This window comes from Rhodococcus huquni (assembly GCF_055231055.1).
On the sequence record NZ_JBUYWE010000007.1, the window covers coordinates 59583 to 74024 of the forward strand.

At 64.4% G+C, this 14442-nt stretch carries 17 protein-coding genes; 11 read left to right on the forward strand and 6 right to left on the reverse strand.

Annotation, left to right across the window (positions count from 1 at the left end; genetic code table 11):
* Positions 1 to 46: 46 nt before the first annotated feature.
* The 4 genes from ACZI8R_RS14265 to ACZI8R_RS14280 are packed head-to-tail and all read left to right on the forward strand — an operon-like array spanning position 47 to position 2529.
* Positions 47 to 766, forward strand: coding sequence for an HNH endonuclease family protein (locus ACZI8R_RS14265; protein ID WP_463380294.1), 720 nt, complete (start codon positions 47 to 49; stop codon positions 764 to 766).
* A gap of 60 nt (positions 767 to 826) precedes the next feature.
* On the forward strand, positions 827 to 1303 hold the full coding sequence (locus tag ACZI8R_RS14270; RefSeq protein WP_463380295.1) for a MarR family winged helix-turn-helix transcriptional regulator: 477 nt from the start codon (positions 827 to 829) through the stop codon (positions 1301 to 1303).
* Entirely contained in the window at positions 1300 to 1680 is a 381-nt protein-coding gene (locus ACZI8R_RS14275; RefSeq protein ID WP_463380296.1) for a DUF5313 family protein, read from the forward strand. The genes ACZI8R_RS14270 and ACZI8R_RS14275 overlap by 4 nt, the downstream gene beginning before the upstream one ends.
* A gap of 36 nt (positions 1681 to 1716) precedes the next feature.
* Positions 1717 to 2529 (forward strand): shikimate 5-dehydrogenase, encoded by an 813-nt coding sequence (locus tag ACZI8R_RS14280; RefSeq protein WP_463380297.1) that lies wholly within the window; start codon positions 1717 to 1719, stop codon positions 2527 to 2529.
* A 9-nt stretch (positions 2530 to 2538) separates the two neighbouring features.
* Here ACZI8R_RS14280 and ACZI8R_RS14285 read toward each other — a convergent pair whose 3' ends face one another.
* The gene (locus tag ACZI8R_RS14285) at positions 2539 to 3366 is read right to left on the reverse strand and encodes a sulfurtransferase (protein ID WP_463380298.1); all 828 of its coding nucleotides are present in this window, start codon (positions 3364 to 3366) and stop codon (positions 2539 to 2541) included.
* A gap of 94 nt (positions 3367 to 3460) precedes the next feature.
* Between ACZI8R_RS14285 and ACZI8R_RS14290 the strand changes: the two genes are divergently transcribed.
* Positions 3461 to 3928, forward strand: coding sequence for an acyl-CoA thioesterase (locus ACZI8R_RS14290; RefSeq protein ID WP_463380299.1), 468 nt, complete (start codon positions 3461 to 3463; stop codon positions 3926 to 3928).
* Here ACZI8R_RS14290 and ACZI8R_RS14295 read toward each other — a convergent pair.
* Positions 3925 to 4956: a phosphotransferase family protein gene (locus tag ACZI8R_RS14295; RefSeq protein ID WP_463380300.1), complete on the reverse strand. Its 1032-nt coding sequence runs from the start codon at positions 4954 to 4956 to the stop codon at positions 3925 to 3927. The two genes, ACZI8R_RS14290 and ACZI8R_RS14295, sit on opposite strands and share 4 nt — an antisense overlap.
* 119 nt (positions 4957 to 5075) lie before the next feature.
* Here ACZI8R_RS14295 and ACZI8R_RS14300 point away from each other — a divergent pair, with 119 nt between their 5' ends.
* Positions 5076 to 5444 carry a DoxX family protein gene (locus ACZI8R_RS14300; protein ID WP_463380301.1) on the forward strand — a complete coding sequence of 123 codons (369 nt, stop codon included), beginning with the start codon at positions 5076 to 5078 and terminating at the stop codon, positions 5442 to 5444.
* On the opposite strand, the gene ACZI8R_RS14305 is transcribed toward ACZI8R_RS14300, so the two are convergent.
* On the reverse strand, positions 5379 to 5936 hold the full coding sequence (locus ACZI8R_RS14305) for an Lrp/AsnC family transcriptional regulator (RefSeq protein WP_463380302.1): 558 nt from the start codon (positions 5934 to 5936) through the stop codon (positions 5379 to 5381). The genes ACZI8R_RS14300 and ACZI8R_RS14305 overlap by 66 nt on opposite strands.
* A gap of 163 nt (positions 5937 to 6099) precedes the next feature.
* On the opposite strand from ACZI8R_RS14305, the gene pdhA reads away from it, so the two are divergent.
* Genes pdhA through ACZI8R_RS14330 form a run of 5 tightly spaced genes read left to right on the forward strand, consistent with a single transcriptional unit; the run spans position 6100 to position 11291 of the window.
* Positions 6100 to 7197 carry a pyruvate dehydrogenase (acetyl-transferring) E1 component subunit alpha gene (gene pdhA / locus ACZI8R_RS14310; protein WP_463380303.1) on the forward strand — a complete coding sequence of 366 codons (1098 nt, stop codon included), beginning with the start codon at positions 6100 to 6102 and terminating at the stop codon, positions 7195 to 7197.
* Positions 7194 to 8171: an alpha-ketoacid dehydrogenase subunit beta gene (locus ACZI8R_RS14315; RefSeq protein ID WP_463380304.1), complete on the forward strand. Its 978-nt coding sequence runs from the start codon at positions 7194 to 7196 to the stop codon at positions 8169 to 8171. Before pdhA ends, ACZI8R_RS14315 begins: the two co-directional genes overlap by 4 nt.
* A gap of 36 nt (positions 8172 to 8207) precedes the next feature.
* Positions 8208 to 9410, forward strand: coding sequence for a dihydrolipoamide acetyltransferase family protein (locus ACZI8R_RS14320; RefSeq protein WP_463380305.1), 1203 nt, complete (start codon positions 8208 to 8210; stop codon positions 9408 to 9410).
* Positions 9411 to 9414: 4 nt separating this feature from the next.
* Complete coding sequence (locus ACZI8R_RS14325) at positions 9415 to 10620, forward strand: MFS transporter (protein WP_463380306.1); 1206 nt, start codon at positions 9415 to 9417, stop codon at positions 10618 to 10620.
* 32 nt (positions 10621 to 10652) lie between these two features.
* Positions 10653 to 11291 carry a hypothetical protein gene (locus tag ACZI8R_RS14330; RefSeq protein WP_463380307.1) on the forward strand — a complete coding sequence of 213 codons (639 nt, stop codon included), beginning with the start codon at positions 10653 to 10655 and terminating at the stop codon, positions 11289 to 11291.
* A gap of 60 nt (positions 11292 to 11351) precedes the next feature.
* Here ACZI8R_RS14330 and ACZI8R_RS14335 read toward each other — a convergent pair whose 3' ends face one another.
* The 3 genes from ACZI8R_RS14335 to ACZI8R_RS14345 are packed head-to-tail and all read right to left on the reverse strand — an operon-like array spanning position 11352 to position 14241.
* The gene (locus ACZI8R_RS14335; RefSeq protein ID WP_463380308.1) at positions 11352 to 12782 is read right to left on the reverse strand and encodes an NAD(P)(+) transhydrogenase (Re/Si-specific) subunit beta; all 1431 of its coding nucleotides are present in this window, start codon (positions 12780 to 12782) and stop codon (positions 11352 to 11354) included.
* Positions 12782 to 13123: an NAD(P) transhydrogenase subunit alpha part 2 gene (locus tag ACZI8R_RS14340; protein WP_463380309.1), complete on the reverse strand. Its 342-nt coding sequence runs from the start codon at positions 13121 to 13123 to the stop codon at positions 12782 to 12784. The genes ACZI8R_RS14335 and ACZI8R_RS14340 overlap by 1 nt, the downstream gene beginning before the upstream one ends.
* Positions 13123 to 14241 carry a Re/Si-specific NAD(P)(+) transhydrogenase subunit alpha gene (locus tag ACZI8R_RS14345; RefSeq protein WP_463380310.1) on the reverse strand — a complete coding sequence of 373 codons (1119 nt, stop codon included), beginning with the start codon at positions 14239 to 14241 and terminating at the stop codon, positions 13123 to 13125. The genes ACZI8R_RS14340 and ACZI8R_RS14345 overlap by 1 nt, the downstream gene beginning before the upstream one ends.
* Positions 14242 to 14442 lie beyond the last annotated feature (201 nt).

Here is a 14442-nt window from a genome sequence, read left to right on the forward strand (position 1 = left end):
TGCCAACCGATGTTCGGTTGTTCTTTCAGCGCCCGGGGGGGGACGCATGAATGTTCGTCGTCTGCTTGTGGTGGGGGTCGCCGCGACAATGCTCGCCGCCGCTGTCCTCGGCGGCTGCGGCACCGTATTCGGAGAGTTCACCTCGGTCGCACCCGCTCCTGGAAGCCCCACTCGCACCGAGATCGAGGCGCTTCTAGCTTCCGTTCGCATCGTCGATCGGCGGCCACACGCGGTGGGATACGAGCGCGCCTGCACGTCCGGCAAGGCCTGTGTCTACGGTCCGGCGTGGTCGGACGACCAGGACGCCGAAGGTGGGCGGGACGGGTGTGACACCCGAAACAACGTGTTGGCGCTGAGCCTTCATGCCACGACGTTCCGCGATGGAACCGGAGATTGCGTCGTTCTGAGCGGGATACTGCCGGATCCGTACTCGGGCGAGTCCCTCGCGTTCGACAAGTCGAACGCGAGAGCCGTCCAGATCGATCATGTCTATCCGCTCGCAGCTGCCTGGGACATGGGTGCGTTCCAATGGCCTCGGGATGTGCGCGCAAGATTCGCCAACGACATCGCGTTCAATCTTCTGGCGGTCAACGGCCCCGACAACCTCCGCAAGAGCGACGGCACTCCCTCTCAGTGGTTGCCACCGAATCCCGCATATCACTGCTTCTACGCCGGAAAATATCTGACCGTAGCCGTGCAGTACGCCCTGCCGATCACCAGAGCCGACGCAGATGCATTCACCACGATCGCCCGGACGTGCGAGTGATCACCGATATTGAATATTGCACGAATAGTTCGTGCACTAACTATTTGGTAGCATCATGGCATGTCCACCGCCCAAGAGACCGATCCGCTCGCCCTCGACAGGCAGGTGTGTTTTGCGCTCGCAGTCACGAACCGCGCGGTGCTCGGCGTCTATCGGCCCATCCTCGAGCCCATGGGCCTCACTCACCCGCAGTACCTGGTGATGCTCGCGTTATGGGAAACGTCACCCATGTCCGTGAAGGCCATCGGTGAAGCGCTGCAACTTGATTCACCCACCCTCTCGCCCCTTCTGAAACGACTCGAAGCATCGGGCCTCCTCGTCCGCACCCGTAGCCGCCAGGACGAGAGACAGCTCGTCGTGGAGCTCACCGACTCGGGAAAGGCTCTGCGCACCGAGGCCGAGAAGGTGCCGCCGGCAGTGATCGAGGCTCTCGGTGTCGATCCGGCCGAGCTCGAAGAACTCCATCGCGTGCTCACCCGCGTCAACGCAGCCGCCCTCGCAAGCGGCGCACTCGACACGAAGAAGGGACTCCCATGAAGCAGCGTGGACGGCCCGGCCCCCTGCAGTGGCTGGGGTATTGCTTCGGCCGAAAGTTACCGGACTCCATGCAGGACTGGGTTCGCAACGACCTCGTCGGCGACTGGGCAGTCCCCCGTCACCTCGTGCGAGGAATGGTCCCCTTCCTACCCATCTTCGCGGTGTTCTTCCTGTTCCCCGGGCCGCTGTGGCTCAATGCCTCGATGACGCTCCTCGGCGTCATTCTCGCGATGTTCTACAGCGTCGCCTACATGGCGCAGAACCGCTCCAGGCGTCTCGAGCGTCACGGCCTTCCACCCGACCTCGAGAATCCCAAGGCTGCGAAGCGTCACGACGCAGAGCGGGCAGCCTACGAGAAGCTGCACACCCACGGCTGATCCGCGAGCACTCGAGGAGGAACTAGAGTCGACGAGATGATGCTCGACAAGGACACTCAACTCTGCATCTCGCTCTCCGGACGCCCGAGCAACATCGGCACTCGGTTTCACAATTATCTGTACGACGAGCTCGAGCTGAACTACGTCTACAAGGCATTCACCACCACGGATCTGGCCGCCGCAGTCGCCGGGATCCGTGGGCTCGGTATTCGAGGATGTGGGGTGTCCATGCCGTTCAAGGAACGAATCATCGAATTCGTCGACGTCATGCACGATTCGGCGTCGGCCATCGACTCCGTCAACACCGTCGTCAACGAGGACGGCGTACTGCACGCCTACAACACCGACTACGAGGCGGTCGCTCAGCTTCTCCGCGAGAACGCACTTCAGACGTCGTTGTCGGTGGCGGTAGCAGGCAGCGGCGGCATGGCGAAGGCCGTCGTCGCAGCACTGCGAGATCACGGATTCCGCGACGTCGTGGTGGTCTCTCGCAACGCCGAGACCGGGCAAGCTCTGGCCGAGCGCTACGGATTCACATGGACCTCCGACCTCGGCGAAGACGCACGTGGACTGTTGATCAACACCACGCCTGTCGGAATGACGGGCGGAGCAGACTCCGAGCGCCTCCCGTTCGCGGAAGCGGCAATCACGGCCGCTCAGGTGGTGTTCGACGTCGTTGCGATGCCCCCGGATACTCCGCTGGTTCGCCGCGCCACCGCAGACCGGAAGACCGTCATCACCGGCGCACAGGTCATCGCATTGCAAGCAGCCGAGCAGTTCGCGCTCTACACCGGGGTTCGCCCGAGCGCCGAGCAGGTCACCCGCGCCTCGGAGTTCTCACGGTCGTGATCGCCGAGCTCACCGCCCGGCCGCAACCTCGCGCTCGTCGTCATTCGACCACTGCGACCACGAACCGGGGAACAGAGCCGCGTCGACCCCGGCGATCTCGAGCGCCGCAATCTGGTGCGCTGCATTGACACCGGAGCCGCAGTAGACGGCGACGGGCTCGCGCACATCCCGAAAGCGCTCGGACAACGCCGCCTTCGACAGAAAGAGTCCGCGGTCGTCGATGTTGGAAGCCGTCGGCAGATTCACGGCGCCGGGTATGTGCCCCGCACGCGGATCGATCGGCTCGGTATCGCCGGCGAACCGTTCCGCGGCGCGCGCATCGATCAGCGTGCCACTTTCGGGCCACGAGGCCGCCTCCTCGATGCCGACCACCGGCATGCTGTCACCGGACAGAGTGACCGTGCCGGGAATCGGGATCTCGCCAGGCCCGGCCGCAAGTTCGCGACCAGCTTCGGTCCAACTGGACACCCCGCCGTCGAGTAGACGAACGTCGGTGAGCCCTCCCCACCGAAGCAACCACCAGGCACGGGCAGCCGCCAGGTTGCCGGTCGCGTCGTACACGACCACGGTGTCCGAATCGCCGATACCCCATGACCGCGCCACCGTCTGCAATCGGTCGATGGCAGGCAGCGGGTGACGACCACGAGCGGGCGACGGCGGATCGGCCAATTCGGTGTCGAGGTCGACGAACACCGCGCCGGGCACATGGCCGTCCAGATAGTGCTGAGCGCCGTCCGCATCGCCGAGTGCCCAGCGCACGTCCAAGATCACAGGCGGGGTACCGGATTCGATCAGGTCGGCGAGTTCACGGACATCGATCACGACTGGATTCGACATGACTCCATCCTGACAGAAACGCGGTCGCCACTTCGGGCAGAATCGCCGACTGGGGCCGCCCCTACGCCCGAAACCAGGCGCTAGTGTCGGACTCGTGACCGACATCCAGCCGAAACCCCTGCCCACCGCGGCCGACTTTCCTGCCCTGTGGCCGGTCCCGACGCGATGGGACGACAACGACCACTACGGGCACGTCAACAACGTCACGTACTACTCGTACTTCGACACTGCCGTGAACGCCTGGCTGATGGCGACTACCGGGGTCGACATTCGCGATCTGCCCGCGATCGGCGTCGTCGCGGAGACCTCGTGCAAGTACCTCAGCGAGTTGTCTTTTCCCGATCGACTACAGGTGGGACTGTCCATCGAGCGACTCGGCAACCGCAGCATCGTGTACGCGCTGGCGATCTTTCGCGACGACGACGGCGTTCTCGAGCCCGCCGCACTCGGCCGGTTCGTTCACGTGTATGTCGATGCGAAGACACGGGCGCCGGTCCCGATCCCCGCCGAGATCCGCAGCGCGGCGACACTTCTGGTGGTCAAGGAACAGACCGAGACCTAGGAAAGACCTTCGGCTTCGGCAGTCGCCACCGCACGAGCGACGATGCCGTCGACAAGTTTGGCGGTCGGGCCACCGTGTTCGGCCTCGTTTCGTGGGTCGTCGAGAATTCGACGGAGTACACCCTCGGCGATGATCGACAGCTTCCACAAGGCGAGAACGTGCCAATATCCCACGTCCGATACGTCTCTACCTGTTTCGTGGGCGTAGGACTCGACCAGTTCGGCCCGGTTCGGGAAGCCATCGAGAGTGGATGCCATGAACGGCCCGGCAACGTGTTCTTCGCCGCGCTGCGGCCAGTACGCAAGGAGCGCGCCGATGTCCGCGAGCGGATCCCCCAGCGTGCACAACTCCCAGTCCACCACTGCCCGTACCTCCCCCTCCTCGGGGGCGACGATGACGTTGTTCAGATGAAAGTCGCCGTGCACGAGTGACACCTCGTGCTGATCGGGAATGTTGCGCTGCAACACGTCTGCGAGCCGGTCCACTTCGGGAACCTCGCGAGTCTTCGACTGCTCCCACTGGGTGGACCAGCGCTTGAGCTGACGTGCGGCGAAAGGCTTCCGGCTCGCCAGATCGGTGAGACCAGCGTCGTCGAGGTCCACGGAGTGGATGTGCGCGAGCGCCCTGGTCAGTGCAAGACCGATCTCGCCACGCTGCTCGGGGGTCAGTCTCTCGGCCGTAGGGACTCCGTCTATCACCACACCGTCCACGAAACTCATGAGCACCAGCGGCGCGTCCGTGATCTCCGGGTCCTCGGTGAGTGCAAGGATTTTCGGGACCGGCACTGCCGAGCCCTGGAGAGCGGACAGAATCCTGTGCTCACGCACCACATCGTGAGCCGAGGAGAGGATGTGTCCGAGCGGAGGCCGACGCAGGACCCAACGCCCGCCACCCGAATCCGACACCGAGTAGGTCAGATTCGACTGACCGTTTCCGATCCGCTCGAAGGTCAGGGGCGCTATCGCGCCCACACCGAGCCCGTTTATCCACGCGGTCACGGCATCTTCGTTCAGTCCCACGACAGTCACGCCGACGATGCTAACCGTTCGACACGCTGTGCGGCCCAGATCCCGAACCCCAGGTTTTGTCGCGGCACCCGCATAATGTGGCATCGGTAGTTCGCCCCAGAAGAGAACGGAGACCGGACGTGAATGTAGTTCTCATCGTGTGCGCTGTGGTCCTTGCCATCGCTTCCTTGGCGGTAAGCCTTCCCAAAATCCGATTGCAGGGCACCGTGTGGAGTTCACTCCGGTCACGTGGTCTCGTAGCGAACCAGGTGCGCATGATCGGCGGCGCCGAGATCGCCGGTGGCGTGGGCCTGCTCATCGGCATCTTCGTGTGGCCCATCGGTGCTGTCGCAGCGGCCGGCCTTCTCCTCCTCGGTCTCGCGGCGACCGGGTTTCATGTCAAGCACGGCGATTACGGCAATCCCGATACGCGCGCAACCTCCCTACCCGCTGTGGTCTTCGCCGCCCTTGCTGCGCTGGTCCTGATCCTGTTCCTCGTCGCGCACTGATCCCCCGGTCGTGAGCGCCGACTCCCGGCCTGCCAGACGCTCGAGCAGCGGGGTCAACCTCGGGCCGACGAGTTCACGCATGACGAGGGCCATGTTCGTTCGCTCCACCCCTGGAATTTCCAGGATCAATCCGGCGAGGCGGTACAGGTCGTCCGCATCCCGCGCCACCACCTTGACCGAAAGGTCCGTCTGGCCGGTCATACCCGACACCTCCACCACCTCGGGGATGTCGGCAAGATCGGATACGACGTCGTCGAGCCGGTGCTGATCGACCCTGGTGGCCACGTACGCGGACAACGGATAGCCGAGCGCACGCGGGTCCACTCGTCGATTCATCACCCCCAACGCGCCGGAACTCTCCCATCGCGCGAGTCTCGCCTGCACCGTGTTCCGTGACAGACCCAGACGGGCAGCCAACTCCACACCAGTCGCACGAGGACTCTCGGACAACGCGAGCAACAAACGTGCATCGGTTGCATCCAGACTGCTCATTCTTCGCAGTCTGCCAGGGTTCAAAGACTTTGGGTCGTGCATTCTGCCCAATTCCCAACCCAGCACTTGCGCAGTCCGCTCCGAAGAGGATGCTGTGAAGTAGGACACATTAACGGCGTCACAGCTCACGAGGCCGTCCCGCCGCCGCAGGGAGGTGTTGGCGATGATCGACAAGATCTCGTATCCGATCCAACTCGTCCAGCCCGATGGCAGACGCGTACACCGCCCCGATTACGCACGGCTGGTCGCAGATGTGGGCGGCGACGAACTCCGCAGCCTGTACCGCGACCTCGTCGTCACCAGACGCATCGACACCGAGGCCACGGCGCTCCAACGCCAAGGCGAGCTCGGACTCTGGGCACCGTCCCTTGGCCAGGAGGCCGCACAGGTGGGGTCCGCGCGAGCGCTCGAGCCCGGCGACTACGCATTCACCAGCTACCGCGAGCAGGGCGTCGCGTACTGCCGCGGTGTGGATCCCGCATCGATGACCCTCATGTGGCGCGGTTGTTCGTTGTCGGGCTGGGATCCGGACAGTGTCGGCGTCACCAACCCGGCGATCGTGGTGGGCGCGCAGAGTCTCCACGCCACGGGATACGCGATGGGGGCACATCTGGACGGTGCCGATATCGCCACCATTTCGTATTTCGGCGACGGAGCCACGAGCCAGGGCGATACGGCTGAAGCGATGGTGTTCGCCCGCAGTTTCAACGCGCCGGTCGTGTTCTTCTGCCAGAACAATCAGTTCGCCATCAGCGAGCCGGTGTCGCTGCAGAGTCCCGTACCCATTGCCGGTCGGGCGGCCGGCCACGGGCTTCCCTCCATACGCGTCGACGGCAACGATGTCCTCGCCGTTCTCGCGGTCACGCGCGAGGCAACTCGACGAGCCCGCGACGGTGGTGGCCCGGGGTTCATCGAGGCGATCACCTACCGCATGGGGCCCCACACCACTTCCGACGACCCCACGCGCTATCGCTCGGCAGCAGAGACCGAAGCGTGGCGGGCGCGCGATCCTATTCTGAGGATGCGCCGACTCCTCGAACGCGAAGCCCTGTGGAGCGCGGACTTCGAGACCGACGTTCGCGACACCGCGGACCAGGTGGCTCAGCGCCTGCGGGCCGGGACACTGGACGCGCCCGACCCCGATCCGGCGTCGCTTTTCGAACACGTCTACAGCGAGCCACACCCTCTCGTGACGGCGGAGAGCGCCGAGTACGCGGACTATCTCGACGGATTCGAATCCGAGCAGGAGGTGCTCTCATGACCACACTGGCACTCGGCGCGGCAATCGGTGCCGGGCTCAGACTGAGCCTCGAACGGGACCGCAAGGTGATCGTCATGGGCGAGGACTTGGGGGCACTCGGTGGCGTCTTCCGAGTCACGGACACCCTGCAGAAGGACTTCGGCGACCACCGCGTCATCGACACCCCACTCGCGGAGTCCGGGATCATCGGCACCGCATTCGGAATGGCTCTGCGCGGATACCGGCCCGTGTGCGAAATACAGTTCGACGGATTCGTCTATCCGGCTTTCGACCAGATCGTGTCCCAGGTCGCGAAGATTCACTATCGAACGGGTGGGGCCGTCCGGGCTCCACTCACGATTCGCATCCCGTTCGGCGGCGGGATCGGCGCTGTCGAACATCATTCGGAATCGCCCGAATCCTATTTCGCGCACACTGCCGGCCTCCGGGTCGTCAGTCCCAGCAACCCTGCCGACGCGTTCCACATGATCCAGCAATCGGTGGCGTCCGACGATCCGGTCGTGTTCTTCGAACCCAAACGCCGGTACTGGGACAAGGCCGACGTGGACTTGTCCGCACCACCGGATCTGCCACTGCACGAGGCACGAATCGCCAAACACGGCACCGACGCCACCGTCGTCGCCTACGGCCCGATGGTGGCGACTGCACTCTCGGCGGCAGCCATCGCCGAGGGAGAAGGCCGATCGCTCGAGGTCATCGACCTCAGGTCGCTCTCCCCCATCGACTTCGACACCATCGAAGAATCCGTCCGCCGCACCGGCCGACTCGTCGTCACCCACGAAGCCCCGACCTTCCTCGGATTGGGCGCCGAGATCGCCGCCCGCATATCCGAGCGATGCTTCTACCAACTCGAGGCTCCCGTCCTCCGCGTCGGAGGTTTCGACATCCCCTATCCACCTGCGAAGCTGGAACTGCACCATCTGCCGGACGCAGACCGCCTTCTCGACGCGGTCGACCGCAGCCTCGCCGCCTGACGCCCGAACCGGCAGAGGGATGGGAAGGAGAACTCCGTGCCACACGAATTCCGAATGCCCGATCTCGGCGAGGGACTCACCGAGGCAGAGATCGTCTCGTGGTCGGTTCGGGTAGGAGATCGCGTCGAACTCAACCAGGTCATCGCAGAGGTCGAATCCGCGAAAGCTCTCGTCGAGCTTCCGTCTCCGTACGCAGGAGTTGTCCAGGAAATCCTGGTGGCAGCGTCCACCACCGTCCCGGTGGGCACGCCCATCATTCGTATCGCTGCAGAGGAGTCGGCCGCCATCGATGGGGCCGCCGAGGAGCCTGCTGCGCCCGACGAACATCAGGTTCTCGTCGGGTACGGCCCCGGCGCCGATCCCCCGAGCCGACGCCGGCGGACGCAAGTTTCACCGCGAAGCGCCGACTCCGTTCGCCCGGATGCCACGCCCGCCGCCCGAGCGACCGCACGCGCCCGCGGTATCGACCTCACCACCGTGCGCGGCACCGGCCCCGGCGGCGCAGTCACGGCGGCGGACATCGAGGGCTCCCAGGAACCTCGAAGCGCCACGACTCGACCCCAGGGCGTACGGAAGCAGATGGCGGCCGCGATGGTCGACAGTGCGTTCACCGCGCCCCAGGCCACCGTGTTCCTCACTGTCGACGTGACCCGCTCCGTGGAACTTCTGAGCAGACTTCGCCGCCTCGACACCTTCACCGATCTTCCGCTGACGCCGCTCACTCTCGTGGCGAAAGCCACGGTGACGGCACTTCGCGACATGCCCGAAGTCAACTCTTCCTGGGTCGAGGAGACCGGGGAAGTTCGGCAGCACCGCTCGGTCAATCTCGGAATCGCCGCGGCCACCGAGCGTGGTCTCGTCGTTCCCAACGTGAAGAACGCCCAGGACGCAACGCTCGCGGGGTTGTGCCGCTCGATCGCCGAACTCGTCGCCACGGCCCGGGTCGGGAGAACGGCCCCCGCCGACCTGAGCGGAGGAACCATCTCGATCACCAATGTCGGACCGTTCGGAATCGACACCGGCACCCCCATTCTCAATCCGGGCGAGGCCGCGATCCTATGCTTGGGTTCCGTATCGAAACGACCCTGGATTCATGAAGGAGAGGTGGCCGTGCGCGAGCTGACGACACTGGCCCTCACTTTCGATCACCGCGTACTCGACGGCGAGCAGGCCTCCCGCTTCCTCACGGCGGTCGGGGGCATGCTCGAGGATCCGGCCCGAATGATCGCCCAATTGTGATCACGTGATCGGCACGACAACAGCTCCCGGCCTCGCATTGCGTCGGCGGGCACGCATCGGCGTATTCGGCATCTTCTGGGTGAACGGATTTCTGCTCGGCTTGTGGGTCGTGCATATTCCTGCGATCGAGTCCAAGATCGGTATCAGCCACTCGACATTGGGCACCCTGCTGTTGCTCCTCGCGTGTGGCGCCATCGGGGGCATGCAGCTCAGTGGGCCACTGACCGATCGGTTCGGCAGTCGACGACTGGTCTTCGCAGCGGGCGTCCTGTTGTCGGTCACTGCCGTCGGCCCGGGAATCGCGACCCAGGGCTGGCACCTCGGGCTCGCACTCGCCTTGTTCGGGTTCGCGAACGGCAGCCTCGACGTCTCGATGAACACGCAGGCCGTGGAAGTGGAGCGGCACTACCGGCGTCCGATCATGTCGGCCTTCCACGCGCTGTTCTCGGTCGGCGGTGTGTCCGGTTCCGTCGTCGGCGCCGCAACTCTCGGACTGGGCCTCGGCCCGGCGCCGACGCTTGCATGCTCGGCTGTCGTGGGAGTCGCGACCACCGCAGTCTTCGGGCGTCTACTCCTCGGCCGCCGTGAGCCCTCCCACCGTCGACAACATCCTCAGAAGGCCCACGGACGATTCTCCGGCCGAGTCCTCGCGCTCGGCGCGCTCGCCTTCGTTCTCATGCTGTCGGAAGGTGTCGCGAACGACTGGAGCACCCTCCAGATGAAGGAACATCTGGGCACGAGCGACGCCACCGCCGCGCTCGCGTTCGGTGCATTCTCGTTGACGATGACCCTCGGCCGGTTCACCGCCGACCGAGTCGCCGGAGCCCTCGGTCCGGTTGCCGTGGTGCGGTACGGGGCGCTCGTCGCGGCAACCGGTCTGATTCTGGTCATCACATCGAACGAGATCTTGCTCACACTTGCCGGGTGGGCGCTTTTCGGCGTCGGATTGTCAGGGTGCGTCCCCCAGATCTTCACCACGGCGGGCAACCTCGGCAGTGGACCGTCCGGTACCAACATGTCCCGTGTCGTCGGACTCGGCTACCTGGGATTTCTCGCCGGGCCTGCGGTCATCGGCTGGGTCACGATCGCCGTTCCACTGACGGTCGCGATGCTCGTTCCGCTCGTCTGCGTTCTCGCCGCGGCGGCCGGTGCCGGTACGGTTCGCCGAACCCCGATCCGCTCGGACGAAGATCACAGTTCCATCTCATAATTCGTTCAGGATTTGGATGCATGATAGGACGCGTGACTGCAACCGACTCCACAACCGCAATGGAGACCAGACTGCGTCACAGCGTTCACCGGATAGCTTTGGCGATGGTGGGCGCGGTGGCCCTGTTTGCGCTCTATACCGTCAAGCCTGGCGGTAATCCCGTCGTCCTCCCCGAACAATTGAGACCGCTCGCCGATACCGCGATCGGCCTCATCGACGTCACCACGATGCTCGTGGCCACCACAGCGATTGCCGTGGTGGCGATTGTCCGCACGCTTCCCTTCGGGGTCGGTGCGGTGCTGACGTTGTGCGTCGGCGCGAACCTCACGTCCGCCTCGATACAGACCTGGGCGGGAGACTCGTCCTTGCCGATCTCGCCGAGCGGACATCTCGTTGCCATTGCCGCAGTGCTGAGTTCGGCTCTGCTGGTTGCTGCCCCGCAGTACGTCCCCGCGATTCGCGGTCTCGGGTTCGCAATTGTGCTGGGTATCGCAGGCGCCAGCACGATGGTCACCCCGATGTCGCTGACCGGGATCACGGCAAGCTTCGGAATCGTTGCCGTCTGGTGGCTCGTGGCGTCGACGGTGATGCTCTATTCCCCGAGTGCCAAGAAGCGTGAAGAGCTTCGGCCGGACACCGCGGCGATCGCCTTCTCACGACGCCGCTACTGACAACTGTGCGCGGTTGACGAGTCCTGAGACTCGTCAACCGCGCACAGGCGGCGTAGCCGCTTACAGGGCTTTCAGTTCCTCGGTGACCTCGGAGACCGACTTCTTCGCATCGCCGAACAGCATCGATGTCGTGTCCGCGAAGAACAGCGGGTTCTCGATACCGGCGAAACCGGAGTTCATCGAACGCTTCAGAACGATGACGGCCTTCGACTGATCCACGTTGAGGATCGGCATCCCGTGAATCGGCGAGGACGGATCGTTACGCGCCGCCGGGTTGGTGACATCGTTCGCGCCGATGACGAGAGTCACGTCGGTGCGTGAGAACTCGTCGTTGATGTCGTCCATTTCCTTCATGGCGTCGTACTCGACGTCGGCTTCGGCCAGGAGCACGTTCATGTGGCCCGGCATACGACCTGCGACCGGGTGAATCGCGTACTTGACCTCGACACCCTTCGATTCGAGCAGCTTGGCCATGTCCTTGACTGCGTGCTGAGCCTGAGCGACGGCCAGACCGTACCCGGGAACGACGATCACCTGGTTTGCGTACGCCATCTGGATTGCCGCATCGGCTGCGGACGTGGACTTCGCGGTCTTCGCCTCGCCGTCACCCGCAACTGCCGCTGCGGCACCGCCACCGAATCCGCCCGCCACGATCGCCGGGATCGAGCGGTTCATGGCCTTGGCCATGAGGTTGGTCAGAATCGAGCCGGAAGCACCGACGATCATGCCGGCCACGATCATCGCCTGGTTGTTCAAGGCGAGGCCCGCAGCGGCTGCGGACAGACCGGTCAGCGCGTTGAGCAGCGAGATCACGACTGGCATATCGGCGCCGCCGATCGGCAGTACGACCATCAGGCCGAGCACACCCGCGAGCACGAGAACACCGACGATCCACCACTGGCTGGTTCCGCCGGAGGGGTCGATCGCCTTGATACCGATGATCACGGCAAGTGCGACGGCACCGATCAGGAGCAGTCCGTTGAGCGGCTGCTGCAGCTTTCCGATTCCGATCGGTCGACCGGGCAGGGTCTCCTGCAACTTCAGGAAGGCGATGATGCTGCCCCAGAAGGAGATCGAACCGATGATCGCCGCGAACAGTGAAGCGATGACGATGTGCACCGTCGGCTGCTCACCGTGCTGGAACGCAGTGAATCCGTCCGAATCGAGGAACTCGCTGTAGGCGATCAGCGCGACCGTGCCGCCACCGACGCCGTTGAAGAGCGCCACCAGCTGCGGCATCTGCGTCATCTTGGTGCGTAGTGCGGGCGGCACGCCGAGCACGACACCCACGACCAGACCGGCCACGATCAGAATCCAGTTGGTCATGTCCGCGTCACGCACGGAGATCAGGGTCGCGATGACGGCGATCGCCATACCCACTGCGGCAATCTGGTTGCCGCGCACGGCAGTCTTCGGGCCGGTCAGACCCATCAAGCCGTAGATGAACATCGCGAACGCGACGATGTAGAGACCGTTGACGAGGTATTCCATTACTGATCGCCACCCTTCGCATCTGAAGCCGAATCAGCGGCGACGGGCGCAGCAGGCTTGGACTTGAACATGGCGAGCATGCGGTCGGTGACCACGAAACCGCCCACCACGTTGATCGTTCCGAACACGAGAGCGACGAACAGGATGATCTGCAGGCCCCAATGCGGATCCTGCACCTTGCCCAGCACGACCAGGGCGCCGAGCACCACGATGCCGTGAATGGCGTTGGTGCCGGACATGAGCGGCGTGTGCAGCGTGTTCGGAACCTTCGAGATCACTGCGAATCCGACGAATCCGGACAGCACGAGAATGGCGATGTTCGCCAGCAATTCGGTGTACATCAGCTTTCACCCTCCACTGAACGGGTGACACACGACCCGGCGAGAACCTCGTCCGAGAAGTCGGGTGCCCACTTGCCGTCCACCAGCATCAGTTCCAACAGTGCGGACACGTTCTTCGAGTACAGCTCCGAGGCGTGCTCGGGCATGGTCGCCGGGAGATTGAGCGGCGAGCAGATCGTGACGTCGTGCTTGACGACAGTCTTTCCGGGCTCGGTGAGCTCGCAGTTTCCGCCGGTCTCGCCGGCGAGGTCGACGACGACAGATCCCGGCTTCATGCCCTCGACAGCGGCCGCCGTCACGAGGCGGGGCGCAGGCCTGCCGGGCACGAGAGCCGTGGTGATGACGACGTCGAAACTCTTGATCGCATCTTCGAGCGCCTGCTGCTGCTGTGCGCGCTCGTCGTCGGTGAGTTCACGGGCGTACCCGCCTTCACCGGCTGCGTCGATCCCGAGGTCGAGCCACTGGGCACCCACGGACCGCACCTGATCGGCAACCTCAGGGCGCACGTCGTAGCCGGTAGCGCGGCCACCGAGACGCTTGGCCGTGGCCAGTGCCTGCAGTCCGGCGACACCCACGCCCAATACGAGGACCGTCGCCGGCTTGACCGTTCCGGCCGCCGTGGTGAGCATCGGGAAGAATCGAGTCGATTCGGACGCTGCCAAGAGCACAGCCTTGTATCCGGACACGTTCGCCTGGGAGGACAGTGCGTCCATCACCTGTGCACGGGAGATACGAGGAATCGCCTCTACGGCGAATGCCTCGACGCCCGCGGATTTCAAATCTGCGATCCGGTTGTCTTCGTTTCTGGGTGCGAGGAAACCGATGAGGGTCTGACCCGACTTGAACTTCGACACCTCCAGTGCCGACGGCGGCGCCACCTTCACGATGACGTCGGCTGCCGACCACGGGTCGCCGATCGACGCCCCCGCTTCGACGTATGCCTCGTCCGGGATAAGTGCGTCCACCCCTGCTCCGGCCTCGACGACGACGTCGAAGCCCTTGCCGATCAGCGGTGCCACTACCTTCGGCACCAATGCCACTCGACGCTCGCCGTCGCCCGTTTCACGAACGACGCCGACCGTCGGGCGCGGCTGAGCCACGCTCTCCGATGTATCCATTTTTCGACTTCCTGCGGTTGACGGTGGTTTTGCCGCGATTAGCGGCGACCATCCTGCGACCGGCGGAATTTGAACCGCCTCTCGAAATGAATTCCGATGATGATAGCCAGACCTCGCTGCCTATTCGAACGTCATGACCGATATTGCTTTTGTCTGAATCGAGTCCGAACAGGCGTTCTCACAGGTCGGCCCACCCTAATG